A 25,262-nucleotide genomic window follows, 5' to 3' on the forward strand; every position below is an offset into this window, starting at 1 on the left:
CCGACCACGCGGACGGACACGCACTACAAGCCCCGGCTGACCCAGCCGTATTCCAACCGGTGCGGATTCCCGGACGCTTGCCCCGCAGAGCGGCTGATTGCTGTCTTGTCATGGCCAGTTCGCGGCCCTTACCTTTGCCCCTCCTGCTCATGTCGAGGGGGCTCTGAATGGCCGTACGCGGCCGGCATCGCCGGTACCAGCCGAACAGGATCAACCGCGCCTCGCTCACCGCCACGGCAGGCGGTGTCGGCATCGCGATCCCGCTGATCGGCGCCCCGACGGCGCACGCGGCCGACGCGGTCACCTGGAACAAGGTCGCCGCCTGCGAGTCGAGCGGCGACTGGAGCGTCAACACGGGCAACGAGTACTACGGCGGGCTCCAGTTCACGCAGTCCACCTGGGCGGCCTTCGGCGGCACGGCGTACGCCCCGCGGGCCGATCTGGCCACCCGGGAGCAGCAGATCGCCGTCGCCGAGAAGGTGCTCGACGGACAGGGACCCGGTGCCTGGCCGGCCTGCGCGCCCCCGTCGGGCCTCACCAAGGGCGATGCCTCCGGTACCCGCACGGAGAGCGCCGCGACCCGGCCCGTCCAGAGCGCGACGAGCGAGGTACAGCCGCAGACCACGCCGCAGTCCCGGGCGGGCCGGGCACGGATGTACACCGTGGTGCGGGGCGACACGCTCTCTGGCATCGCCTACGACCGACAGGTGCGGGGCGGCTGGCAGCGGCTGTACTCCGCCAACCGGAGCACGGTCGGCGCCGACCCCGATCTGATCCTGCCGGGACAGCGGCTGGACCTGCGGGCCGAGGCGGCCCCGGCGACCGGCAGCCGCACCGGGACCGGGGCGGCGGAGAAGAAGCCCGCTGACGCGCGGCAGACCGCACCGGGCAGCAGGCAGGCCGCACCGGAGGCGAAGAGACCGGCCGGGACGAAGAAGACGACGAAGAAGACCCAGAAGGCGGAGCGGGCCGAGCAGACGGAGAAGAAAGCCCAGCAGGCGAAGAAGACCTCTCCCGAGGCGAAACACGACGCGAAACACGACGCGAAACACGAAGCGAAGCCCCAAGCGAAATCAGAGGCGAAATCAGAGGCGAAGAAAGACACCTCGGGGGCGAAGAAGGCAGCCGGCAGCACGCACGCCTCGTCGTCCGGCGCCCATTCCCGCGTCGCGCCCGTGAGCGCCGCCACGGGCACGCAGTACCACGCCTCGGGCAGCCACTGGTCGAAGGGCTACCACACCGGAGTCGACTTCCCGGTGCCCACCGGGACCCCGGTCAAGGCGGTCGCGGCCGGGCACGTGGTCTCGGCGGGCTGGGGCGGCTCGTTCGGCTACCAGGTGGTGATCCGGCACGCCGACGGCCGCTACACCCAGTACGCCCACCTGTCGGCGATCTCCGTGAAGGCGGGCCGGCCGGTGACCGCCGGGCAGCGCATCGGCCGCTCGGGGTCCACCGGGAACTCCACGGGGCCGCATCTGCACTTCGAGGTGCGCACGGGGCCCGGTTTCGGCACCGACGTCGACCCGCTCGCCTACCTCCGGGCCGGCGGCGTCAGGATCTGACCTTGGCGCAGTGCTCGTCCGGGAACGCCAGCGGCAGGCAGACTCCGCTGTGGAACGGGCCGTAGGAGGCGGAGAGCACGTACGGGGCCGACGTCCCCCCTCCGCCTTCGCCCTCGTGCCCTCCGCCCGGCGGTACGACGGTCTTCGGCTCGGGCGCCGGACCGGGGTCCGACGGCGCCGTCCTCGGCTCGGCCGCCCGGCCGGTACCCGGTTCCGCGCGGTCCGCCGCGCCGCGCTGTTGCGGCAGTGCGACGAGCGGCTCCCCGGCCGCCACGGGCCCGGCGAGCGCGGACAGGGGCAGCGACCCCGTACCGGCCGAGGGCAGCGGCTCGGCGGGGAGCGGTTCCGCGGGCCTGATGCGTTCGGTCGTCAGCAGGATCAGTCCGCCCGCCGTCAGCACGCCGCAGCCCAGCGCGAGGGCCGTGCCCGCGGAGCCGTGCCGGAACGTCTCGCCGAACATCGTGAGGCCGACCGCGGCGGCCAGCACCGGGTTCACCACGGTCAGCGTGGCGAGCGGCGCGGCCAGACCGCCGCCACGGTACGAGGACTGCGACAGCAGCACACCGCCGACGGCGAACACGCCGATCACGGCCAGCGACGGCAGGTCCGCCAGGGCGATCCCGTGGGCCCAGTCGACCGCGACGGTCTTGGTGAACACGGAGGACATGCCGAAGGCGATGCCGGACGCGGTGGCGAGCAGCACGCTGCGCACCGCCCGGTGCCGGTGCACCGCCCGGCCCGCGACCATCAGCGCCACGACCGCACCGCCCGTGACGAGCCCGACCTCCATCTGCTCGGTGCCGTCGAGCGACCGCCCGTCGGACGTGCCGACCAGGGACAGCAGGCCCGCGAGGCCCACCGTGGCCATGACCGCGCCGCGCCAGGCCGTGCCCCCGGCCCTGCGGCCGACGAACAACGCCGCCATGGGCAGCGCGAACACTATGGTCAGCGCGCCCAGCGGCTGCACCAGGCTGAGCGGGCCGTAGGCCAGTGCCACCACGTGCAGCAGTCCGCCGAGTCCGTTCAGCGCCATCGCCGCCCACCAGCTCCCTCGGCGCAGCAGCGCGTACCGCTCGCCGGGGGAGGAGGACACCGCGATCTGCTCCTGCACGATCGCTCCGCCGGCGTAGGCGACGGCGGAGACGAACGACAGCACCACGGACAACGCGAGGGCATTCATGAACTGCTCCTCTGCGTGAAGCCGAGGCGCGGGGCCCGGCGCGGCGAACGATCTTCTTCCATGTCCAACACTCTGCCCGTCCCGGTGCTTCCCGTCGTCGTACTTGAGCAGGCAATGCCTCCTACTGCCGATGGAGTACGGTCCTGCCCCGGTCATCCCATGGGCGGGCGACGCGTGGTGTACGCCGGTTCCGCGTGCCGTCCGCGGCCTGGTACTACTCCTGTCCGTGGACCTCGATCCCGACCTCGCCGCGCTCCGTCCCCTCGGAGGTTTCTTCGTCCTGCGCACGACCGGACCCGCGGGCGTGGCGCCGTCCCGGCCGCTGCCGACGCTCGCGGACGCCTACGACGTCACGAGGCCGGACGGTGCCCCCGGACCGGGCGGCGGCACGAGGCCGGGCGACGACGCGATGCCGGACGGTCTCAGGAAGCCGGAGGACGTCACGAGGTCGCAGGACGTCACGAGGCCGGACGCGCATGGCAGTCCGCTCGCTTTCCGTGTGGGAGTCGTCGGGCAGCGGCTGCGCGCACCCGAGCCCCGGGTGTGCGCGTCCATCGCCCAGCAGGGGCTCGCGGCCCGGCTGTGGTCGGTGGCGCTCGGCTGCGCCGCCCTGTACGGCGGCGTACCCGACCTCGACCCGCGCCTGCTGCGCTGGGACCCGGACGCCGCGGCCCCCGACGACCTGTGGCTGACCGAGGTGCGCGCCCTGCCCGCGACCGCCGCCGTGCTGACGGACACCGTCCTGCACGGCCATCTCCGGCCCCTCGGCGAGGCGTTGCGCGCCCGCTACGGGACCGCGGCGGGACTGCTGTGGGGGAACGCGGGCGCGGCGCTCGCCGGGGCGGCCCGCGAACTGGACCGCTGGGCGCGCGGCGGCGGCCGTGACGACGTCGCGGACCGGGCCCGCGCGCTCACCGCGGAACTCTTCGCCCACCCGCCGCTGAGCGCCACCGGCGTCTTCACCGCAGCCGCCTTCCGGCGCCGCAGCTGCTGCCTCTACTACCGCGTCCCCGGCGGCGGGATCTGCGGCGACTGCTGTTTCACCCGGCCGCCGCGCCCCGCCCCGCCCGCCGACCCCGGATGACCGGGAGGTGACCTCCGCGTGGCCCCGGCCCGGCGGCTCCCGGACCCGGGCGGGTGGCCGGGGAACGGAGGCGGACCGGGCCGGGGCGGCGGCTGCGGCTTCCATGGACCCCGGCACCGGCGCCAGGCACCGCCGTGCGGGCGACGCGCCGCGGACGGTCCCCGCGGGATCCCGGGCTTGCGGACCTCCGGACCTCAGGATGCAGTCAACGATTCGAGATCCGGAGGTCATCCGAGATGAGAGCGACCTGGCGACCGCGGCTGTGCCTGGCCGGGGTGATGGCGGCGTCCGCGCTGTTCACCACCCCCGCCGCACGGGCCGCCGAGCCTACCGTCGGCCACCTCACCGACCTGGTCAACCCGTTCATCGGAACCCAGAACGAGGGCAACACCTTCCCCGGCGCCACCGTGCCCTTCGGCATGGTGCAACTGTCCCCGGACACCGGGCACAGGACCGGCTACGACTACTCCCACGACCGCATCCGCGGCTTCTCCCTGGTCCACCTCTCGGGCGTCGGCTGCCGCCTCGGCGGCGACCTGCCCGCGCTGCCGACCACCGGCGAGGTCACGCAGACGGACTACGCCCGGTACGCCGCCGCGTTCCGGCACGACGACGAGCGGGCGAGCCCCGGCTACTACCGGGTCGGCCTGGCGTCCGGGATCGAGGCCGAACTGACCGCGACCGCGCGCACCGGTGTGCAGCGCTACACCTTCCCCGCCACCGACCGGGCCAACGTCCTGCTGAACGCGGCCCAGGCGCTGCACAAGGCGGTCTCCAGCCGGGTGGAGATCCTCGACGACCGTACCGTGCGCACCGAGATCACCGGCCGCGGCTTCTGCCGGGACACCCTGCCCTACACCGTGTACACGGTCACCCGCTTCGACCGGCCGTTCACCGCGTACGGCACCTGGGACGGTGCCACCGTCACCCCCGGGTCGCGGACCGGGCCCGGGGGCGCCTACCTGCGCTTCGACACGACCCGGGAGCGCACCGTCACGGCGACCACCGCCCTGTCGTACGTCGACGCGCGGGGCGCGGCGGCCAACCTGGGCGCGGAGGGCGGCCGTTCCTTCGACGCCGTGCGCGACGCGGCCCGGCGGGCCTGGGAGGACCGGCTGGGCACGGTCCGCGTCCGCGGCGGGGCGGAGGAGCGGCGGCGCACCTTCTACTCGTCGCTCTACCGCTCCTTCCTGAGCCCCAACGTCGGCAACGACGCCGACGGCCGCTACCTGGGCTGGGACCGGAAGGTCCACCGCGCGCGGGGCTTCACCTACTACCAGAACTGGTCGCTGTGGGACACCTACCGCACCCAGTGCCAGCTCCTCGGCCTGCTCGCCCCGCGGGAGGCCCGGGACATGGCCGTCTCGGTGGTCCGCGTCGGTGAGGAGGGCGGCTGGCTGCCCAAGTGGGGTTACGGCACGGTCGAGACGAACATCATGACCGGCGACCCGGTCACCCCGTTCCTGACCAACGCCTACCAGCAGGGGCTGCTCAAGGGCTACGAGGAGCGGGCCTACCGCGTGCTGAAGCGGAACGCCGACGGCGTGCCGCCGGCCGGGGTGCCGATGGCGGGCCGCGAGGCCAACGCCGAGTACATCGCGCACGGCTTCGCCCCGTACGACAAGGCCCGCCCGCAGGCCAAGCTCGGCGACTCGGACTACCACCAGGGCGGCTCGGTGACGCTGGAGTACGCCCTGTCGGACGCCGTGCTCGCGCGGATGGCGGGCGGCCTCGGCCACACCGCGGACGCCGCGCGGTACGCGGCCCGCGCCCGCAACTACCGCAACGTCTTCGACGCCTCGACCGGTTTCTTCCGGGCCCGGGACGCCTCCGGCGCCTTCACCGGACCGGCCGACCCGGCGCGCAGCGTCGGCTTCCACGAGGGCACTGCCTGGCAGTACCAGTGGCTGGTCCCGCAGGACCTGCCCGGCATGGTGGACCTGATCGGCGGCACCCGGGCGGCCAACGAGCGGCTGGACGCCTTCTTCGCCTACGACCGGCTGCTGGCCGACCCGGCGGGCACCGCCCGCGAGGTGTGGGTGCACGGCGATCCGTACGCGTACTACAACGCCGACAAGTACAACCCGCAGAACGAGCCCGACCTCATCGCCCCGTACACCTATCTCTCCACCGGCCGGCCGTGGCAGACGACCGACGTGGTGCACGCGGCGCTGACCCTGTTCACCGACACCCCGACCGGCGTGACCGGCAACGACGACCTCGGCACCATGTCGGCCTGGCACGTGCTGTCGTCCATCGGCATCTTCCCGGTGCAGCCCGGATACGGCACCTGGGGCCTGTCCACGCCCGTCTTCGACCGGGTCGACCTCACCCTCGACCGGCGCCACTGGCCGCGCGGCGGGCTGACCATCACCGCGCCCGGCACCTCGGCCGCCGACCGCTACATCCAGTCCGCCCGGACGGACTCGGTGCCGTACCGGCGGACGTACCTGACCACCCCCGCGCTGCGCGGTCTGCGCTCCCTCGCGTTCACGGTCGGCTCGCGCCCGTCTGAGTGGGGCACATCGCCCGGGGCGGCGCCTCCCGCCCTGACGTGACCTCAGGCGTCTCAAGAGTCCCACCCCTTTTGGCGGGGTGGGACTTTAATATGTCGTTAACTATGCGTAGTTTGATCGTACTTGACCGTAATCGCCGACCGAGGTTGACTGCTCGCCCACCCACCGCCGATCCGAGGCAAGCCATTGACTTCCGATCTGCTCGCCCCCCTAGACCTGGCGTTCTGGAACATCGAATCCGATCTGCACCCGATGCACCTGGGCGCGCTCGGTGTCTTCACCGCGCACTCGCCCACGGCCGGCGCGCACGCCGCCGACCTGCTCGCCGCCCGTGCCGCCGCCGTGTCCGGGCTGCGCATGCGCATCCGGGACGTGTGGCAGCCGATCAGCTCCCCGCTGGCCCTCCCGCTCGCCTTCGGCGGGGCGGCCCGCGAACCCGATCCCGGCTTCGACCCCTTGGACCACGTGCGGCTGCACGCGCCCACCGAGGACTTCCAGACCGTGGCGGGCCGGCTGATGCAGTGCCCGCTGGAGCGCGACCGGCCACCCTGGGAAGCGCACGTCCTGCCCGGCGCGGACGGCGTCCGCTTCGCCGTGCTGTTCAAGTTCCACCACGCCCTGGCCGACGGCCTGCGGGCGCTCAAGCTCGCCGCCGGCGTGCTCGACCCCATCGACCTGGGCCCCCGGCGCGACCCCCGCCCCGCCGAGCCGCCGCGCCGCCCGGCACCCGACGTACGCAGGCTGCCCGGCCTGCTGCGGGGCGCCCTGTCCGACGTCGGCCGCGCCCTGGACATCGGCGCCTCCGTCGCCCTGTCCACGCTGGACGTGCGCTCCTGCCCGGCGCTGTCCGCGCCGTCCAGCGGCACGCGCCGCACCGCGGGCGTGGTCCTCGACATCGACGACGTGCACCGGATCCGCAAGGCCGCCGGCGGCACCGTCAACGACGTGCTGATCGCGGTCGTCGCCGGCGCCCTGCGCCGCTGGCTCGACGAGCGCGGCCACGGCAGTGAGGGGGTCGCGCCGCGCGCCCTCATCCCCGTCTCCAAGCGCCGCCCGCGCACCGCCCACCCGCAGGGCAACCGGCTCTCCGGCTACCTGATACGGCTTCCGGTGGGCGACCCCGATCCGTTGCGCCGCCTCGGCACGGTCCGTGCCGCGATGGACCGCAACAAGGACGCGGGACCCAACCGGGGCGCCGGTGCCGTGGCGCTCCTCGCCGACCACGTGCCCGCGCTGGGGCACCGGCTCGGCGGCCCGTTCGTCGGCCAGGCCGCCCGGCTCTGGTTCGACATCCTGGTCACCAGCGTGCCGCTGCCCGGCCTCGGCCTGCGCCTCGGCGGGCAGCAACTGACCGAGGTCTACCCCTTCGCCCCGCTCGCCCCCGGCCAGTCCCTGGCGGTCGCGATCTCGACCTACCGCGGCCGGGTCCACTACGGACTCGTCGCCGACGCGCGGGCCGTGCCCGACCTCGACCGGCTGGCCCGAGCGGTGACGGACGAGGTCGAGGCCCTGATCGCGGTCTGCGAGCGCTGACCGCCGCGCCGCCCGGACCCGCGCCGCCGCCACCCGCCGCCCGCCGCCCGCCGCCCGCCCGGGTTTGGCGGTGCGGCCGGGCGCTCCGTAAAATTCCGCCTTCGACGGCAGGCGCGACCGGAGCGCCGCGCGGTGATCAGGGAACGGCAGTGCGATGACGGTGACACAGGACGGCCCGACGGCCCCGGAGGGGACCTACGAGCCCGGTGAAGAGGCGGCGTACGGGCCGGGCATCGACCCCGAACGCCTCGCCGTGTGCCTCGGCGTGCTCGCGGAACTCGACGGGATCGAGGTCGACCACCCCGACGCGATCAAGGTGCGCCGGGCCACCTCGCACCTCTACCGCACGGTCAAGCAGCGCCGCCGGCAGGAGCGCCGGGCCGCCAAGACCGCCCACGACAAGGCGGTCACCGAGGCCACCGCGACCGGCTCCGCCCAGCGCATCGACGACGAGACCGAGGGCGTCCTGCTCTCCTCCTCGACCGGGGCGGGCCAGATCGCGGGGATACTGCAGCGCCCCCGCTCCTGTTACATCTGCAAACAGCGCTACGTCGAGGTCGACTACTTCTACCACCAGCTCTGCCAGAAGTGCGCCGCCGAGAACCGGGCCCGCCGCGAGGCCCGCACCGACCTCACCGGCAAGCGTGCGCTGCTCACCGGGGGCCGGGCCAAGATCGGGATGTACATCGCGCTCCGGCTGCTGCGGGACGGCGCGCACACGACGATCACGACGCGGTTCCCGAACGACGCGATCCGCCGTTTCAAGGCCCAGCCCGACAGCGACGAGTGGATCCACCGCCTGAAGATCGTCGGCATCGATCTGCGCGACCCCGCCCAGGTGGTGGCGCTCGCCGACTCGGTGGCCGCCGCGGGCCCGCTCGACGTCCTGATCAACAACGCGGCGCAGACCGTACGGCGCTCCCCGCAGGCGTACGGCGAACTGGTCGCCGCCGAGTCCGCCCCGCTGCCGGCCGGTGAGCTGCCGGCGGCCGAGGTGATCGGCACCTTCGGCTCCGGCGCGGTCGCCGAGCTGCCGATCGCCGGCGGCACCCTGACCGCCGCGGACGTGACCTCCCTGGCGCTGGTCTCCGGCTCGGCGTCCCTGGAGCGCATCGCGGCCGGTACGGCGATCGACGCGGGCGGGCTGGTCCCCGACCTGCACGACACCAACAGCTGGATCCAGTCGGTGGACGAGGTCACGCCGGTGGAGCTGCTGGAGGTCCAGCTGTGCAACTCGACGGCCCCGTTCATCCTGATCAGCCGGCTGCGCCCGGCCATGGCGGCCGCGGCGGCCCGGCGGACCTACGTCGTGAACGTGTCCGCCATGGAGGGCGTCTTCGACCGCGGCTACAAGGGCGCAGGACACCCGCACACCAACATGGCCAAGGCCGCGCTGAACATGCTCACCCGCACCAGTGCCCAGGAGATGTTCGAGAAGGACCGCATCCTGATGACGGCCGTGGACACCGGCTGGATCACGGACGAGCGTCCGCACCCCGACAAGGTCCGGCTCGCCGAGGCGGGCTTCCACGCCCCGCTGGACCTGGTGGACGGCGCCGCACGCGTCTACGACCCGATCGTGCGGGGCGAGGCGGGCGAGGACCTGTACGGCGTCTTCCTCAAGGACTACGCGCCGGGCAGGTGGTGATCGCGGCCGGGAACCGGGGCGGCGCGAGGACATCGCACGGCCGTTTCGCGCGGCGGGTGGCGTCAGTCGACGGCGCCGAGCCGGGAGTGCCGCGCCGCCACCAGTTCCAGGACCGTGCGCCAGTCCTCCAGGACCCCCGCGTCGAAGGCGGCGATCCGGCCTTCCTCGGTCGCGTGGCGCAGCCGCTGGAGATCGTCGTCGGCGGCCGGTCCGCGGTCGCTCACCAGGTCGTACACCCGCTCGCCGAGCAGCGGCCGCACGGCCTGCGCGGCGCGTGTCGCCTGCCCGGCCGGGTCGCCGGGGCACAGCAGCGGGCCGATGCCGTGCACCAGCCCCGCCACCTGGAGCTCCTTGTCGGCGGGGCGGGCGCGGCGCAGCAGCGCGGCGGTGCGCAGCGCGTGCTCGTACCGGCCGGCGTACAGCAGATCCATCAGCTCCTCGACGCTGCGCAGCTCCATGCGTCAGTCCTCCTGCGAGACAGCCGTTGCCTGGTGTCAGCAGATCATGGGGAGCTTGCGACCCGGCCAACGGCACTTGAACTGCACAGCGCTGGGGTCCTGTGTTCGAGGAGTGCTCCGAACGGGTGACCCTTAGTGACGCATTGCGTTACAAACAGGAGCAAAATGGTGTCGATGGAGCACTGAGTGACGCACGGAAGTTACAGCTTGTTTTCGCTCCCGATCGAGCGGACCCCCGCTCATTTGGTTACTCTGGTGGATGGCGGACAGCACCACTGGGTCCCACCCACACCCACGGTCCGTCCCGGGGTCGGTTCATCACGGCCGGCTCTACCACGAGTGACCGGCGCCACCGCGTCCGAACTGGCCTTCCCTTCAGACCCGAGCGGGCGTCGAGCACCGGACCGCACCGTGCCCGGCATGCCCCGAGGGTGACCCGACACATAAGGAGTGCGCGGTGACACCGGAGAAGACGAATCGCGATCAGCGCCCGAAGGAACGCCCGGAGCGGGCGAGCCGCCGACCCGGACAGCTCGGCAGCCTCGACGTGTGGGCGCGGTCCGCGCCGATCCGCCTGGCGGGCTACGAGGACGACCTCGCCGAACCCCACATCCTGCCGAGCGTGGACTGACCCGGGGCCGCCCCGGGCGCGATCGCGGACGCATGGGCGTGCGTGCGACACTCACGCCCATGCTGATCAGAGAGGCCGTGGCCGGCGACTGGGCGCGGATCTGGCCGTTCTGGCACCGGATCGTCGCCGCCGGCGAGACCTACATCCGGGACCCGGACACCCCCGGGGAGACGGCCCGCGCCCGTTGCCACCCCCGGCACGGCCGGGTGGGTCCGCACGTCATGTGCAAGGCGCTCGGCTGAACGGGACGGGCGACGTCCGCGCCCCCGGCCGGGGAGTGCCGCGCCCTCGGCGTCCGCGGGTGCCTTCGCACCGGTCGCGCCCCGCCCCGCCTACCCGAGGGGCGCCGTCCGCCGCCACGGGCGTACCTCCTCCAACTCCTGCGCGAGGGCCAGCAGATCACTCTCCGTTCCCGGACGGCCGACCAGTTGTACGGCGCAGGGCGCGCCCGAGGGCAGGGTGCCGAACGGGACGGACATCGCGGGCCAGCCGGTCAGGTTCCAGGTCCCGGTGAGCGGCGCGTACCGCCCGTTCACGAGGACGTTGCGCAGCCAGCCCCGCTCGTGCCACGGCCCGGCCGGCGGTGAGTGCCGGGCGAGCGCCGGGGTGAGCAGGATGTCGTGCCCGGCGAAGAACTCGGTCATCCGGGCGCGCAGACGCTCGCGCCCGTCGTCGCCCGGGACCGAGCCGGCGAACCGGTGGCCCATCGCCACCTGCACCCGGGTGCGGCGGGCCAGCCGCGCCGGATCGAGGCCCTCGGCGTCCTCCGCGGTGCCCGCCGTCCAGTACCGCAGCGCGGTGACACCCAGCGAGGCCGGATACGGCGGCTCGGCGCGCCGCACCTGATGGCCCGCCCCGGCCAGCAGGTCCGCCGCCGCGCGGACCGCGTTCGTATACGGTCGGCTGACGAGGACTCCGGCGAGCGGGCTGCGCAGCGACACCGCGATCCGGCGCGGCACCGGCGCGCCCGGGGGCGGGAACGGCACGTCCGCGAGGACGGAGAGCGTCAGCCGCAGATCGCCGACCGTGGTTGCCAGCGGCCCGTTCTCCGCCATGCCGAACCAGTCGCCGCGGCCGATGCCCGCCGGCACCACCCCGGGTCCGGGCTTCAGTGTGACCAGTCCGCAGTTGGCCGCCGGGATGCGCAGTGAACCCATGCCGTCGTTGCCGAGCGCGACCGGTGCCATCGCGGCGGCGACCGCGGCCGCGCTGCCGCCCGACGAGCCGCCCGCCGTGCGCGTGACGTCCCAGGGGTTGCGGACAGTGCCGTGCACGCCCTCCGTGGTGCCGAAGACGCAGAGTTCCGGCACGTTGGTGAGGCCCACGACCAGGGCGCCCGCGGCGCGCAGCCGGGCGACGGTGAGATGGTCCTCGGCGGCGGGCGTGTCGGCAGTGGCGGCGGAGCCGTTGCGGCTCGACTCGCCGCGCACGGCGAGGTTGTCCTTGACGGCCAACGGCACACCTGCGAGCGGGAGTTCGGTCAGATCGGAGCGGGCCTCCAGGTGTTCCGCCTCCGCCAGGACGGCCTCGGCGCGCACCGTCCGGAACGCGCCGATCCGGCCGTCCAGCCGTTCGATCCTGGCCAGGTGCTCGGCCACCACCTCGCGGGGCGTGGCCCGTTTCTCCCGTACGGCGGCGGCGATCTCGGCGGCGGTGCTTCCGACCCAACTCGTCACGGGCTCTCCTGGGGTCCGGGGGCGATGCGGATGCCTACTCGTGAGTACGCACAGAGCACTGTGCCCCGTCCGGGGCTCCGCGTCGAGAGGCCGTGGACCCCGGACACCTGCCCTGTCTGCTGGTTTCGCGCGCCAGGACCGGCGGCCGGCACCGTTCCGACGGCCGGTCACCTGTCGGACGTCCCATGGTCCTCCACCGACCGGCTGTCGATGGTCTGCCGGCCGGTGCGCTGGTCATCCGATCAATGGCTCAACTGCTATGGCTCCAGTACCCATTGACAGTCATCCAGAACCCGCTCAATCATCAGACATCCGATGAATGGGGAGCCGCTCATGAGTACGTATCCCAGACGTCAAGTTCTCGGCGCCACGGCGGTGGTCGCCGCCTCGGCCGCCCTGCCGCTCACCGCCGCCCCGCAGGCCCGAGCCGCTACGCAGGCCCCAGCCGACACGCAGGCCCGCGCCGACGGCCCGCCCGCCCCCTGGGGCACCGTCCCCGACCCGCTGACCGTGCCGCTCACCGGCCTCTTCGACAACGACGGCATCGACACCGCCGCCGCCCGGGGCGGTGACTTCGACGGCTCGGGCTACACCTTCCCGGGCGAGGAACTGCCCGCAGGCCGGGTCGAGGTCGACGGGGTGCCCTTCGACTTCCCCGCCTCGACCGCCGGCACCCCGAACAACGTCGTCGCCCGCGGCCAGCGCGTCGACCTGCCCGCGGGCCGCTACCTGTCCGCCGTCTTCCTCACCGCAGGCAGCTACGGCAACGCCTCCGGCCAGGCCACCGTGCACTACGCCGACGGCACGACCACGACCGCCGGCCTCGGCGGCGCCGACTGGTACGCGGCGGCCGGCTCGCTGTCGGCGCCCTACCGGTACCAGCCCGACGGCACGAAGGACGAGCACAGCGTCGGGATCGGGACCTCGGACGTGTGGATCGACCCGCAGCGGGACGCGGTCGCGATCACCCTGCCGGTCACCGGCCCGGCCGAGGAGGGCAGGACGGCCCTGCACGTCTTCGCGCTCAGCCTGCAACCGGTCGCCCAGGGACGGGCGCTGATCCTGCGGGACGCGCGCTCCACCCAGTCCCTCCTGGAGTCCAGCGGCGCCCAGAGCGTCGAGGCCACCGTCCTCAACGCGGGCACCGTCGCCGTCCTCGCGGCCGACGACGTCGCCGTGCGCGTGGACGTGCCGGGCGCCCGCACCGTCGAGCCCGCCCGCATCCGCCGCCTGGGCCCCGGCGAACAGGCCCGGGTCCGCGTCGGCATCCGCAACGGCGCGGGCACCGCACCCGGCACCGTGCAGGACGGCACGGTCCGCGTGCAGGGGCGGGGCGCCCAGGCCGCCGCGTTGCAGCGGAAGCTGACCCTCGGCACGGCCGACTACCAGGCCACCGACACCTCCCTCGCCGGTCACCAGGCGCCGTACTGGTTCCAGGACGCCAAGTTCGGCATCTTCATCCACTGGGGCGTCTACTCCGTGCCCGCCTGGTCGCCGGTCGGCAAGCAGTACGCCGAGTGGTACTGGAACCACATGCAGGACCCGGCCAACGCCGTCCACGCCTACCACCGGGACACCTACGGCGAGGACTTCGCCTACGACGACTTCATCCCGCACTTCACGGCCGAGAAGTTCGACCCCAGGTCCTGGGTGGAACTGTTCCGGGACGCCGGCGCCCAGTACCACGTCCTCACCTCGAAACACCATGAGGGCTTCGCCCTGTGGGACACCAAGGTCTCCGACCGCAACTCCGTGCGGATGGGCCCGAAACGGGACCTGGTCAGGGAACTCTTCGAGGCGTCCAGGCGCTACACCCCCGAACTCCACCGCGGGCTGTACTTCTCCATGCCCGAGTGGTTCAACCCCGACAACCCCTGGATGGGACACGCCCCGCGCAACCCGTACACCCTCCAGTCCGTCCCGTACACCGGCTACACCGCGGGCAAGGACTACGTGCGGGACTACCAGGCCGCGCAGATGCTGGAGCTGATCCGCGGCTACGACCCGGCGATCATCTGGTGCGACATCGGCGGCGCCAACGACAGCCTGCGGGTCCTCGCCGAGTACTTCAACCACGCCAAGGACCGCGCCCGGCCCGTCGAGGTCGCCGTCAACGACCGTTCGGGCATCTCCTTCCACGACTTCACGACCCCCGAGTACACGACGTACGACAGCACGGTGGTCGCCAAGTGGGAGGCCAGCCGCGGACTCGATCCGCGCAGCTACGGCTACAACCGGGCGACCCCGGACTCCGCCTACATGACGACCGAGGAAGTCGTGCACAGCCTCGTCGACATCGTCTCGAAGAACGGCAACTTCCTGCTCGACATCGGCCCCCGCGCCGACGGCACCATCCCGGAGATCATGCAGACCCGGCTGCGGGAGACGGGCCAGTGGCTGCGGGTCAACGGCGAGGCGATCTACGGGACGACGTACTGGTCGTCGATGGCGCAGCTCGGCGAGGACCTGCGCTTCACGGTCCGCCCCGACGACGCCTTCTACATCCACTCGCTGGCCGAGCCGGGCGCGAAGCTCACCGTCGATGCGCCGGTGCCCGTCCGCAGCGGCGACAAGGTGACGATGCTGGGCCACGACCGGCCCCTGACCTGGCGCGTCAGCAACGGCGCCCTGGTCGTCGACGTCCCCGCGGCCGCCCGGAAGGCGGGCCGGCACGCCTGGGTCTTCAAGGTGGAGTGGCGCAGCTGAGCGCAGGGACAGACCCTCGCGGCCGAGCACCGCGGGCAAAACGGCGGGCCGGCGGCGTTCTCGCCGTCGGCCCACGCGCCGGGACACGGCCCGCCGCCCGGCGCGCACGGCCCGGCTCCTGACCCCGCCGACCCGAGCCGCACGGCCCGGCCGCCGCCCGCCGCGGCGCGTGCACCCCGCAGCGCGTGCACCCCGCGGCGGGCCGGACTCAACCCGCCCGTACGACCGCCGTGCTGTCCCGCTCGATCAGCCGCGGCACCGGGACCCGTACGGTCCGCGCCGGGCCGCCGTCGAGCAGCGCCAGCAGCTCCCGCGCCGCCGTGCTCCCGAACTCCACGCTGTCCCGTGACAGCGCGGACAGCCACGGCTTGACGATGCGGCACAGCGCCGAGTCCTCCCAGGCCACCACCGACAGATCGGCCGGCACCGAGAAACCCAGCTCGGACGCGGCGGCCACGCCGGCGACCGCCATCACGTCGTTGTCGTAGACGAGCGCGGTCGGCGCGGCGGCGGAGTCCAGGACCCGGCGCGTGACGGCGGCGGCCTCCGTGTCCGAGTAGTCGGTGGTCACCGACTCCACCTCGCCGAGGCCGCGCCGCTCCGCCTCCGCCCGCAGCGCGCGGATACGGCGCCGGGTGTGGGCGAGGTCCCGCAGCCCCGCGATGTGCACGATCCGGCGATGCCCCAGCGCGGTCAGCTCGTCGACCACCGAGGCCATCGCGCCCGCGTCGTCCGCCCAGACGGTGGACAGACCCTGGTGACCCTCGTCCGGCGCCCCGCCGATCAGCACCGCGGGCAGGCCGAGCTCGTTGAGCAGACCGGGGCGCGGGTCCTCGGCCCGCGGGTCGACCACCAGGACACCGTCCACCCGGTGCTCCGCCCACCAGCGCCGGTACACCGCGCACTCGTCGCCGATGTCCTCCACCACCTGGAACAGCAGCCCGAGATGGCGTTCCGCCAGCACCTCCTGGATGCCGGAGACCAGTTGCAGGAAGAACGAGTCCACGCCGAGCGTGTGCGCGGGCCGGGCCAGGACGAAACCGACCGTGGCCGCGCCCTCGCCGGAGAGCGCGCGGGCCGCCGTGTTCGGCCGCCAGCCCAACTGCTCGGCGACCCGCTGCACCCGGGCCCGGGTCGTCTCGGAGACCCCGGGTCTGCCATTGAGCGCGAAGGACACCGCGCTCTCGGAGACCCCGGCGCGGCGCGCGATGTCCTTCATCGTCGGCCGGCGCGCCGGTGTCCGCTTGGCTGGCACCCTGCCCCCTTCTTCGCCGACGTCCGCACGGCGATCCACTAATGCGCTTGAGCGCAAGCACTCTAAAGCGCATTAGCGATCGTGGCAATCCCCTTCGTGTACCGGCGGATGTGCCGCTGACAGCGATGTGACCAGGAGCATCCGGCAACTAATGAATTTAGCTGGCGAAATCCGTTGACTTGCTCGCCGAGCGGCGTGCAATGTCTGGCCGGGCAACTTCGGTCCATCCACTGCAAAGGAGCAACGGACTGTGCGCATCTCCCGCAGAACCTTCACGGCGGCCGCTGTCGCCGCTCTCGTCCTGCCGCTGAGCGCCTGCGGATCGGGCGGCGACGGCGGCGGTTCGACCGACGCCTCGGGCAAGGTCGAGGGTGACATCACCTTCCAGACCTGGAACCTGCGCGCCAACTTCAAGTCGTACTTCGAGGGCGTGATCACGGACTTCGAGAAGAAGTACCCGGGCACCCACGTCAAGTGGATCGACCAGCCGGCCGAGGGCTACCCCGACAAGCTCAGCGCCGACGCGGCCGGCGGCACCCTGCCCGACGTCGTCAACGTCTCTCCCGACCTGCTCGCCCCGCTCGCCAAGGCGGGCCTCGCCCTCGACCTCGACAAGTCCGCCGGCCAGTACCGGAAGGAGTACCTGGACGGCGCCTGGGCCGGTAACCGGATACCGGGGTTGACCGGGACGTACGCCTTCCCCTGGTACCTGAACACCGGCCCGATGTTCTACAACAAGTCCCTCTTCGAGCAGGCGGGCCTCGACCCGGAGCAGCCCCCGAAGACCTACGACGAACTCTTCACCGACGCACTGAAGATGGCGGAGCAGAGCAAGGGCAAGGTGGCCACCCTCGCCAATGTGCCCACCATCGAGGACTTCGGCCGCTACGGTGCCCAGCTCATGAACGACCAGGGCACCGGCTTCGCCTTCAACGACGCAAAGGGCGTGGAACTCCTCACGAAGTACAAGGAGTTGTTCGACGCGAAGGCCCTCGACCCGCAGGCGCTGACCGCGACCCCGGAGTCCTCGGGAAAGAAGTTCCTCACCGAGGCCGTCGCCATGAACCCCGGCAGCGCGCTCGACCTCGGAAACTTCAAGAAGAACGCGCCGAACCTGTACAAGAACATCGGCATCACCGACCAGATCACCAGCACCGGCCACGTCAACATGTACGTGATGGGCCTGATGGTCAACTCCCGCACCAAGCACACGCCCGCCGCCGTCGCCTTCGCGCACTACGTGACCGACGCGCAGAACCAGATGTCGTTCGCCAAGCAGGTCGCCATCTTCCCGAGCACCGCGGGCTCCCTGGACGACCCGTACTTCACCAAGGAGGACGGCAGCGACGACACCCGGGTCCGCGTCGCCGCCGCCAAGTCCCTGAAGAACGCCGTCAATTACACACCGGTCCTGTTCAGCGACCAGATGAAGACGGCACTCGGCAACGAGGTCGCCAAGGCGCTCCAGGGCAAGGAGAGCCCCAAGGCGGCTCTCGACAACGCCGTCAAGACCTGCGACCAGCTCCTCACGCAGCAGGGCTGAGCGGACATGGCGAATCTCACGGTACGGATCCGGGTACGGCGCCATCTGCCCACCAGCCCCTGGCTGTTCGCCGCCCCGGGGCTGCTGGTCGCCGGCGCCTTCGTGCTCTACCCGTTCCTCTCCACGCTGGTCAACGCCTTCACCGACCGCCGCACCCTGATCCCGGGCCGCTTCGTGGGCCTCGCCAACTTCCGCGAACTGCTCCACGACGACACGTTCTGGATCGCGCTGCGCAACAGCGCGCTGTACGTCGCCGTCGTCGTCCCGGCCCTGGTCGTCCTGCCGCTGTTGCTGGCGTTGCTGGTGCAGAAGAACATCCCCGGCATCGCCTTCTTCCGGTCCGCCTTCTACACCCCCGTCGTCGCCTCGATCGTCGTGGTCGGGCTCATCTGGGTGTGGATGCTGGACGACCGCGGCCTGATCAACTCCCTCCTGGAGACCGTCGGGCTCGGCAAGGTCGGCTTCCTCAGCGACCAGTGGCTGCTCCTGCTGAGCGCCATGGCCGTCACCGTCTGGAAGGGCCTCGGCTACTACATGATCATCTACCTGGCCGCGCTGGCGAACGTGCCCCGCGAACTGCACGAGGCCGCCGCCGTCGACGGCGCGGGCGCCGTGCGGCGCTTCCGCACGGTCACCGTGCCCGCCGTACGTTCCACCATGGTCCTGGTCGCCGCCCTGTCCTCGGTCGCCGCGTTCAAGGTGTTCTCCGAGGTGTACCTGATGGCGGGCCCGAACGGCGGCCCAGCCGGCGAGGACACCACCCTCGTCATGCTCGTCCAGCGCACCGGCACCGGGCTGACCGGCCGGGTCGGCTACGCCTCCGCCCTGTCCGTCGTGGTCTTCGTGGTCACCGTCGCACTGATGCTGCTGGTCATGCGCGCCGACCGGAGGGAGGAGTCATGAGCGCCACCGAGAAGGCACCGGCCGGGCCACGGCCCGCCACCGCCCGGCCGCCCCGGATCACCGACGAGCACGGTCGCCGGATCCCCGGCTGGGAACTCGTCCTGCGCTACGTCCTGCTGCTGGTCGTCCTGGCCGTCACCGTCGGCCCGTTCGTGTGGCAGCTGTCCACCTCCCTCAAGGGCCCCACCGAGGACATCTTCAGCTCCCCGCCGAAGTTCCTGCCCGGCCACCCCACCCTGCACAACTACACCCGGGTCGCCGACACCATCCCCGTCTGGGACTACGCCCTCAACTCGCTGAAGGTCGCGGCCGCCAGCGTCGTCACCAACTGCGTGGGTTCGGCGCTCGCCGGATACGCCCTGGCGCGGCTGCGCTACCGGGGCCGCCGGGTGGCCGTCCTCGTCTTCGTCCTGGCGATGCTCGTGCCCGTGGAGGGCATCATCATCGCCCAGTTCACGACCATGCGGGACCTCGGCCTGAACAACACGCTGATCGGCGTCCTGCTGCCCGGCTGCGTCAACGCCCTGAACGTCCTGCTGATGCGCAACGCCTTCCGCAACCTCCCCTACGAGATCGAGGAGGCGGCCTTCGTCGACGGCGCCAACGCCTGGCAGCGCTTCCTGCGCATAGCCCTGCCCGCGGTCAAGGGCACCCTCGCCGTCGTCGCGATCTTCGCCTTCATGGGTGCCTGGGACGACTTCCTGTGGCCGCTCATCGTGCTCAGCGACCCGTCCAAGTTCACCCTGACCGTCGGACTCAACTACCTGCACGGCACCTTCGCCAACGACGAACGCCTCGTCGCCGCCGGCACGGTCATCGCCGTCGCCCCGCTGATCGCCCTGTTCGCCTGCTTGCAGCGGTACTTCTTCCGCGGTGTCGGCGAGGGCGCGGTGAAGGGCTGAGACACCCGAACTCCCCACGTACGCACTAAAGAACCGGGAACTCCATGTCCTCTGCCGTGCGCTTCGGCGTCAACTACACGCCCAGCGAAGGGTGGTTCCACCACTGGCTCGACTTCGACCCGGACTCCGTGCGCGCCGACCTCGACTCGATCGCCGCGCTGGGCCTGGACCACATCCGCGTCTTCCCGCTGTGGCCCGTGTTCCAGCCCAACCGCACCCTGATCAGGCCGCGCGCCGTCGAGCACCTGGTGGCGCTCGCCGACGCCGCCGCCGAACGCGGGCTCGACGTCAACGTCGACGGGCTCCAGGGCCATCTGTCGAGTTTCGACTTCCTGCCCGCCTGGACCCGGACCTGGCACCGGCGCAACATCTTCACCGACCCGGACGTGGTCGAGGGCGAGGCCCACTACCTGCGTACCCTGGCCGCCGCCCTCGCCGACCGGCCGAACTTCATCGGCATGACCGTCGGCAACGAGGTCAACCAGTTCGCCGCCGGGCCGCACCCCGACCCCGACCGCATCACCCCCGACCAGGCGGAGCGCTGGCTGACCCGGCTGCTCGCGGCCTGTGCCGAGGGCGCCCCGGACAAGCTGCACCTGCACGCCTCGTACGACGCCGCCTGGTACCAGGACGACCAGCCGTTCACCCCCGCGCACTCGGCCCGCGTCGGCGACCTGACCGCCGTGCACTCCTGGGTGTTCAACGGCACCGCCCAGCGCCACGGACGGGTCTCCGTGCCGACCGAGCACCACGCCGCCTACCTGGTCGAGCTGAGCAAGGCATGGGCCGCCGACCCGCACCGCCCCGTCTGGCTCCAGGAGGTCGGCGCCCCCGCCCCGCTGATCCCGGCCGAGCACGCCGCCGCCTTCACCGAAGCCACGGTCGCGAACGCGCTCGACTGCCCCGGTCTGTGGGGTATCACCTGGTGGTGCTCGCACGACGTCTCCCGTGACCTCGCCGACTTCCCCGAACTCGAATACGGGCTCGGCCTGCTCACCAACGACCGGCGGCCCAAGGACCTCGCCCGCGTCCTCGCGGCGGCGGCCCGGCAGCCGCGGCCGGCGCCCGCCACCCGCGCCACCGCCCTCGTCGTCCCCGCCGATCCGGCCCGGCGTTCCCACTGCGCCCCCGGCGGGCCCGTCTTCGACGCCTTCTTCCGGCTGGTCGCCGACGGCGCCCGGCCCACCACCGTGCTCGACGAGCGCGCGGACCACCGCGACCACCTGGCCGCGCGCGGCATCACCGAAGTCGTCACTCCCGATCAGGTACTCCCCACCCCGCCACGAGGCCCCCGCTCGTGAACCCCACCGGACGCGCCGTCCTGCTCGCCGACCACGGCGGCCCTGGCGCCCGCCCTGCCCGTGGCGGCGGCGGCCCCACGCATCGCCGCCGCCACCGCGCCGTACGCCGCCCACCGGTACCCGGCGCTTTCCCGGCGGCACCTGCCGGCGGGCATACTTCGTGACCGGCCTCCAGTCCGACCAGGGCGAGCGGGGGGCACGATGCGCAGTGCGTGCCGTGGGGGAGCCGTACTCCTCGTCGGCCCCCGCGACCGCCACCCACACCTGGTGACCACCAGCTGACGTACGACCTACGGAGCACCCCGTATGCATGACGACCGAAGCCTCGTAGAGGGCCGTCTCAAGCGCGTCCTCGACGAGCGCATCCGTCCCGCCGTCCACCCCGAGTCCGTGCCGCTCCAGGTCGCGGTCTGGCATGCCCCCGGCGAACCCGTGCCGGTCGAAGAGGGGCTTGCCGCCGAGCCCGAGCCGATCGAGGTGGGCGCGCGATGGGGTGCTCCGTGGGGCACCAGCTGGTTCCGGGTGACCGGGACCGTGCCCGGGACCTGGGCCGGGCACACCGTCGAGGCACTGCTCGACCTCGGCTTCGACGAGAACATGCCCGGCTTCCAGTGCGAGGGCCTGGTCTACCGGCCGGACGGCACCCCGGTGAAGGGCCTCAACCCGCGCAACCAGTGGGTCCGCGTCGGGGCGCCCGTCGCGGGCGGCGAGGAGGTACGGCTGCACATCGAGGCCGCCTCCAACCCCGTCATCCTCGACTACCACCCCTTCCTGCCCACACAGCTCGGCGACAAGGAGACCGCGGGCAGCGAGCCGCAGTACACCCTCACCCGCATGGACCTCGCCGTCTTCGACGAGACGGTGTGGCACCTGGTCATGGACCTGGAAGTGCTCGGCGAGCTGATGGCCGAGCTGCCCGTGGAGTCGGCCCGCCGCTGGGAGATCCTGCGGGCGGTGGAGCGCGCCCTCGACGCGGTCGACCTCCAGGATGTGGGCGGCACGGCGGCCCGCGCCAGGGAACAGCTCGCCGGGGTGCTCGCCGCCCCCGCCGTGCCCTCCGCGCACCGCATCAGCGCCGTCGGTCACGCGCACATCGACTCCGCGTGGCTGTGGCCGCTGCGCGAGACGGTCCGCAAGGTGGCCAGGACCACGTCGAACATGACGGCCCTGCTGGAGGACGAGCCGGACTTCGTCTTCGCCATGTCCCAGGCCCAGCAGTGGGCGTGGATCAAGGAGCACCGGCCCGAGGTGTGGGCGCGGGTGAAGAAGGCGGTCGCGGACGGCCGGTTCGTGCCGGCCGGCGGCATGTGGGTGGAGTCCGACACCAACATGCCCGGCTCGGAGGCGATGGCCCGGCAGTTCGTGCACGGCAAGCGGTTCTTCCTGGACGAGTTCGGCATCGAGAACGACGAAGCCTGGCTGCCCGACACCTTCGGCTTCGCCGCCGGCCTGCCGCAGATCATCCGGGCCGCGGGCGCGACGCGGCTGCTCACCCAGAAGATCTCCTGGTCGCAGACGAACAAGTTCCCGCACCACACCTTCCAGTGGGAGGGCATCGACGGCACCCGGATCTTCACCCACTTCCCGCCGGTCGACACCTACAACTGCTCCATGAAGGGCAGCGAGATCGCCCACGCGGCCCGCAACTTCAAGGACAAGGGCGTCGCCCGGCACTCCCTCGCCCCCACCGGCTGGGGCGACGGCGGCGGCGGCGCCACCCGCGAGATGGTCGCCAAGGCCGCCCGCATGCGCGACCTCGAAGGCTCCGCGCAGGTCGTGTGGGAGACACCGCAGGCGTTCTTCGACAAGGCCGAGGCCGAGTACCCGCAGCCGCCGGTCTGGGTCGGCGAGCTGTACCTGGAGCTGCACCGGGCCACCCTCACCAGCCAGGCGAAGACCAAACAGGGCAACCGGCGCAGCGAGCACCTGCTGCGCGAGGCCGAGCTGTGGGCGGCCACGGCCGCAGTCCGCACCGGGTTCCGCTACCCGTACGAGGAACTGGACCGGATCTGGAAGACGGTGCTGCTGCACCAGTTCCACGACATCCTGCCCGGCTCCTCCATCGCCTGGGTGCACCGCGAGGCGCGCGAGACCTATGCGCGCCTCGCCGGGGAACTGACCGGCATCATCGACGCCGCCCAACGCGCGCTGGCCGGCGAGGGCACGGTCCCGCTGGTGTTCAACGCGGCCCCGCACGCGCGCGCCGGGATCCCCGCGGGCGGCGCCGGTGCCCCGCGGGCGACGGGCGGCACCCGGCTCACGCCCCGGCCGGACGGCGGACACGTCCTCGACAACGGCCTGCTGCGCGTGGAGATCGACGAGCGGGGCCTGGTGGTGTCCGCGTACGACATCGAGGCCGGTCGCGAGAGCGTCGCACCCGGCTGCGCCGCGAACCTGCTCCAACTGCACCCGGACTTCCCGAACATGTGGGACGCCTGGGACGTGGACGAGTTCTACCGCAACACGGTGGTCGACCTGACCGACGCGGACGCGGTCACGGCGGGCGAGGACGGCGGTTCGGTGCGGATCGAGCGGTCCTTCGGTGACTCCCGTGCCGTCCAGGTGCTGTCCCTGCCGCCGGGGGAGCGGCGCCTGGTCGTGGACACCGAGGTCGACTGGCACGAGACGGAGAAGTTCCTCAAGCTGGCCTTCCCGCTCGACGTGCACGCCGAACGGTACGCGTCGGAGACCCAGTACGGGCACTTCCACCGGCCCACCCACACCAACACCTCGTGGGAGGCTGCCAAGTTCGAGGCGTGCAACCACCGCTTCGTGCAACTGGCCGAGCCGGGCTGGGGCGTCGCCGTCGTCAACGACTCGACGTACGGCCACGACGTGACCCGTACGGTCCGCACCGACGGCGACCGCGGCACCACCACCACGGTCCGGGTCTCCCTGCTGCGCGCCCCGCGCTTCCCCGACCCGGAGACCGACCAGGGCGTCCACCGCTTCCGGCACGCGCTGGTGCCGGGCGCGGACATCGGTGACGCGGTCCGCGAGGGCTGGCGGATCAATGTGCTGGAGCGCCGCGTCGAGGGCGCGGGAGAGGTCGCGCCGCTGGTGACGGTGGACGACGACGCGGTCGTCGTCACCGCGCTCAAGCTGGCCGACGACGGCAGCGGGGACGTGGTGGTCCGCTTCCACGAGGCCCACGGGGGGCGGGCCGCCGCCACCCTGACGGCCGGTTTCGAGATCGCTGACGTCGAGGTCACCGACCTGCTGGAGCGCCCGCTGCCCGAGGCGACCGCCCCCGTCCGGGACGGCGCGCGCATCACCGTACGGCTACGCCCGTTCGAACTGATGACGCTCCGCCTGCGACGAGCCTGAACACCGGGGCCGTGGGCCACACCCCACGGCCCCGCACGCACCCCCCCGCCAGAGACACGCCCCATCAGGGACGCGGGGAACTGCGCGCCTAGCCACGACGCGCCCGCGCCCGACGGAGGACCGTCAGCGTTTTAGGGGCGCGGGGAACTGCGCGCCAAGCCACGACGCCGCCGCGCCCGACGGAGGACCGTCACCTCCCACCCGGAGGAACTGCCACGCCTCACCCGGAGGGACTGTCACGCCTCACCCAGCGGAGCGCGCAGCTGGGCCCGCAGCCACTCCTCCACCTCGCCGACGTGCGCCGCCGCCGCGGCCCGGGCCGCCTCCGGGTCGTGGGCCGCCAGCGCCCGGTGGATGGCGGCGTGCTCACGGCGGGTACGAGCGAACGCGCCCTCCTCCTGGTACCCACGCCAGACCCGGGCCCGGAACGTCCGGGAGGACAGGCCGTCCAGGATCGCGGCCATGGTCTCGTTGCCCGCCGCACCCACGATCTCCCGGTGGAAGGCCAGGTCGTGGGCGAGGATCTCCTCGGGGTCGTCGGTCGCGTTCATCGCCGCCAGGTGCTTCTCCACCTCGGCGAGCCGGTCCGGCGTGATGCGCGCCGCGGCCATCGCGGTCGCCGTGGACTCCAGGATCCGGCGCACCTCCAGGAGCTCCACCAGGCGCGGGCCACGGGACAGGTCGGCGACCACCCCGAAGGTCTCCAGCAGGTCGCCGGCCTCCAGCGCGGTGACGTAGATGCCCGAGCCGTGCCGGGCCTCCAGGACGCCGAGCACCGTCAGCGCCCGGATCGCCTCCCGCATCGAACTGCGGGACATGCCCAGCTGGGCAGCGAGATCGCGCTCCGTGGGCAGCCGCTCGCCCGGTTCCAGCCGGCCCTCGGCGATCATCGCCTTGATCCGCTCGATGGCGCGCTCGGTCACGGTGCCCTTCTGCGGGGCTGTCTCGTCCACGCCACTCCTCCTGTCACCGGTGCGCCGCAGTCTAATCACTGATGTGGTCGGACCACTATGGCCGTTCTACGGGAAAGTCAGCGG

17 protein-coding genes and 1 pseudogene are annotated in these 25,262 nt (G+C 72.6%); 13 read left to right on the top strand and 5 right to left on the bottom strand.

Features of this window, described 5'->3' with window-relative positions; all coding sequences use genetic code 11:
* Window positions 1-167: 167 nt before the first annotated feature.
* Window positions 168-1,562 carry a peptidoglycan DD-metalloendopeptidase family protein gene (locus tag ACFC09_RS12835; protein ID WP_376526558.1) on the top strand — a complete coding sequence of 465 codons (1,395 nt, stop codon included), beginning with the start codon at window positions 168-170 and terminating at the stop codon, window positions 1,560-1,562.
* Here ACFC09_RS12835 and ACFC09_RS12840 read toward each other — a convergent pair.
* Entirely contained in the window at window positions 1,552-2,742 is a 1,191-nt protein-coding gene (locus ACFC09_RS12840; RefSeq protein ID WP_376526561.1) for a DMT family transporter, read from the bottom strand. The genes ACFC09_RS12835 and ACFC09_RS12840 overlap by 11 nt on opposite strands.
* Window positions 2,743-2,968: 226 nt before the next feature.
* Between ACFC09_RS12840 and ACFC09_RS12845 the strand changes: the two genes are divergently transcribed.
* From ACFC09_RS12845 to ACFC09_RS12860, 4 genes are all read left to right on the top strand, one after another.
* The gene (locus ACFC09_RS12845) at window positions 2,969-3,826 is read left to right on the top strand and encodes a (2Fe-2S)-binding protein (protein ID WP_376526564.1); all 858 of its coding nucleotides are present in this window, start codon (window positions 2,969-2,971) and stop codon (window positions 3,824-3,826) included.
* A 236-nt stretch (window positions 3,827-4,062) separates the two neighbouring features.
* The gene (locus ACFC09_RS12850; protein WP_376526567.1) at window positions 4,063-6,384 is read left to right on the top strand and encodes a GH92 family glycosyl hydrolase; all 2,322 of its coding nucleotides are present in this window, start codon (window positions 4,063-4,065) and stop codon (window positions 6,382-6,384) included.
* A gap of 144 nt (window positions 6,385-6,528) precedes the next feature.
* Complete coding sequence (locus ACFC09_RS12855) at window positions 6,529-7,875, top strand: wax ester/triacylglycerol synthase family O-acyltransferase (protein ID WP_376526570.1); 1,347 nt, start codon at window positions 6,529-6,531, stop codon at window positions 7,873-7,875.
* 154 nt (window positions 7,876-8,029) lie between these two features.
* A complete protein-coding gene (locus tag ACFC09_RS12860; RefSeq protein WP_376526573.1) occupies window positions 8,030-9,523 on the top strand; it encodes an SDR family NAD(P)-dependent oxidoreductase in 1,494 nt (497 codons plus the stop codon).
* A gap of 62 nt (window positions 9,524-9,585) precedes the next feature.
* Here the strand turns inward: ACFC09_RS12860 and ACFC09_RS12865 are convergent, their stop codons facing one another.
* Window positions 9,586-9,981 (bottom strand): hypothetical protein, encoded by a 396-nt coding sequence (locus tag ACFC09_RS12865; protein ID WP_376526576.1) that lies wholly within the window; start codon window positions 9,979-9,981, stop codon window positions 9,586-9,588.
* A 457-nt stretch (window positions 9,982-10,438) separates the two neighbouring features.
* Here ACFC09_RS12865 and ACFC09_RS12870 point away from each other — a divergent pair, with 457 nt between their 5' ends.
* Both ACFC09_RS12870 and ACFC09_RS12875 read left to right on the top strand, forming a co-directional pair.
* Window positions 10,439-10,612 (top strand): hypothetical protein, encoded by a 174-nt coding sequence (locus ACFC09_RS12870; RefSeq protein ID WP_376526579.1) that lies wholly within the window; start codon window positions 10,439-10,441, stop codon window positions 10,610-10,612.
* A gap of 59 nt (window positions 10,613-10,671) precedes the next feature.
* Window positions 10,672-10,794, top strand: a pseudogene (locus ACFC09_RS12875) (GNAT family N-acetyltransferase); the annotation flags it as partial.
* Between the two features lie 150 nt (window positions 10,795-10,944).
* Here ACFC09_RS12875 and ACFC09_RS12880 read toward each other — a convergent pair.
* Window positions 10,945-12,288, bottom strand: a complete 1,344-nt coding sequence (locus ACFC09_RS12880) for an amidase (RefSeq protein ID WP_376526581.1) — start codon at window positions 12,286-12,288, stop codon at window positions 10,945-10,947.
* 333 nt (window positions 12,289-12,621) lie between these two features.
* Between ACFC09_RS12880 and ACFC09_RS12885 the strand changes: the two genes are divergently transcribed.
* A complete protein-coding gene (locus ACFC09_RS12885; protein ID WP_376526584.1) occupies window positions 12,622-14,994 on the top strand; it encodes an alpha-L-fucosidase in 2,373 nt (790 codons plus the stop codon).
* A gap of 208 nt (window positions 14,995-15,202) precedes the next feature.
* Here the strand turns inward: ACFC09_RS12885 and ACFC09_RS12890 are convergent, their stop codons facing one another.
* Window positions 15,203-16,249: a LacI family DNA-binding transcriptional regulator gene (locus ACFC09_RS12890; RefSeq protein WP_376526587.1), complete on the bottom strand. Its 1,047-nt coding sequence runs from the start codon at window positions 16,247-16,249 to the stop codon at window positions 15,203-15,205.
* Window positions 16,250-16,499: 250 nt separating this feature from the next.
* Here ACFC09_RS12890 and ACFC09_RS12895 point away from each other — a divergent pair, with 250 nt between their 5' ends.
* The 5 genes from ACFC09_RS12895 (at window position 16,500) to ACFC09_RS12915 (ending at window position 24,225) form a co-directional block, all read left to right on the top strand.
* On the top strand, window positions 16,500-17,792 hold the full coding sequence (locus ACFC09_RS12895; protein ID WP_376526589.1) for an ABC transporter substrate-binding protein: 1,293 nt from the start codon (window positions 16,500-16,502) through the stop codon (window positions 17,790-17,792).
* 6 nt (window positions 17,793-17,798) lie between these two features.
* Complete coding sequence (locus ACFC09_RS12900; protein WP_376526592.1) at window positions 17,799-18,695, top strand: carbohydrate ABC transporter permease; 897 nt, start codon at window positions 17,799-17,801, stop codon at window positions 18,693-18,695.
* Window positions 18,692-19,597: a carbohydrate ABC transporter permease gene (locus ACFC09_RS12905; RefSeq protein ID WP_376526595.1), complete on the top strand. Its 906-nt coding sequence runs from the start codon at window positions 18,692-18,694 to the stop codon at window positions 19,595-19,597. The genes ACFC09_RS12900 and ACFC09_RS12905 overlap by 4 nt, the downstream gene beginning before the upstream one ends.
* 44 nt (window positions 19,598-19,641) lie before the next feature.
* Window positions 19,642-20,898, top strand: coding sequence for a glycosyl hydrolase (locus ACFC09_RS12910; protein WP_376526597.1), 1,257 nt, complete (start codon window positions 19,642-19,644; stop codon window positions 20,896-20,898).
* Window positions 20,899-21,204: 306 nt separating this feature from the next.
* Entirely contained in the window at window positions 21,205-24,225 is a 3,021-nt protein-coding gene (locus tag ACFC09_RS12915; RefSeq protein WP_376526600.1) for an alpha-mannosidase, read from the top strand.
* 236 nt (window positions 24,226-24,461) lie between these two features.
* On the opposite strand, the gene ACFC09_RS12920 is transcribed toward ACFC09_RS12915, so the two are convergent.
* Window positions 24,462-25,178 carry a FadR/GntR family transcriptional regulator gene (locus ACFC09_RS12920; RefSeq protein WP_376526603.1) on the bottom strand — a complete coding sequence of 239 codons (717 nt, stop codon included), beginning with the start codon at window positions 25,176-25,178 and terminating at the stop codon, window positions 24,462-24,464.
* Between the last annotated feature and the right edge of the window lie 84 nt (window positions 25,179-25,262).

This window comes from Streptomyces sp. NPDC056161 (assembly GCF_042268025.1).
Lineage (GTDB): Bacteria > Actinomycetota > Actinomycetes > Streptomycetales > Streptomycetaceae > Streptomyces.

Coding starts and splice junctions, on each gene's coding strand:
- ACFC09_RS12835 (WP_376526558.1), top strand. CDS start 168: ATGGCCGTACGCGGCCGGCATCGCCGGTACCAGCCGAACAGGATCAAC.
- ACFC09_RS12840 (WP_376526561.1), bottom strand. CDS start 2,742: ATGAATGCCCTCGCGTTGTCCGTGGTGCTGTCGTTCGTCTCCGCCGTC.
- ACFC09_RS12850 (WP_376526567.1), top strand. CDS start 4,063: ATGAGAGCGACCTGGCGACCGCGGCTGTGCCTGGCCGGGGTGATGGCG.
- ACFC09_RS12860 (WP_376526573.1), top strand. CDS start 8,030: ATGACGGTGACACAGGACGGCCCGACGGCCCCGGAGGGGACCTACGAG.
- ACFC09_RS12865 (WP_376526576.1), bottom strand. CDS start 9,981: ATGGAGCTGCGCAGCGTCGAGGAGCTGATGGATCTGCTGTACGCCGGC.
- ACFC09_RS12885 (WP_376526584.1), top strand. CDS start 12,622: ATGAGTACGTATCCCAGACGTCAAGTTCTCGGCGCCACGGCGGTGGTC.
- ACFC09_RS12900 (WP_376526592.1), top strand. CDS start 17,799: ATGGCGAATCTCACGGTACGGATCCGGGTACGGCGCCATCTGCCCACC.
- ACFC09_RS12905 (WP_376526595.1), top strand. CDS start 18,692: ATGAGCGCCACCGAGAAGGCACCGGCCGGGCCACGGCCCGCCACCGCC.
- ACFC09_RS12910 (WP_376526597.1), top strand. CDS start 19,642: ATGTCCTCTGCCGTGCGCTTCGGCGTCAACTACACGCCCAGCGAAGGG.
- ACFC09_RS12915 (WP_376526600.1), top strand. CDS start 21,205: ATGCATGACGACCGAAGCCTCGTAGAGGGCCGTCTCAAGCGCGTCCTC.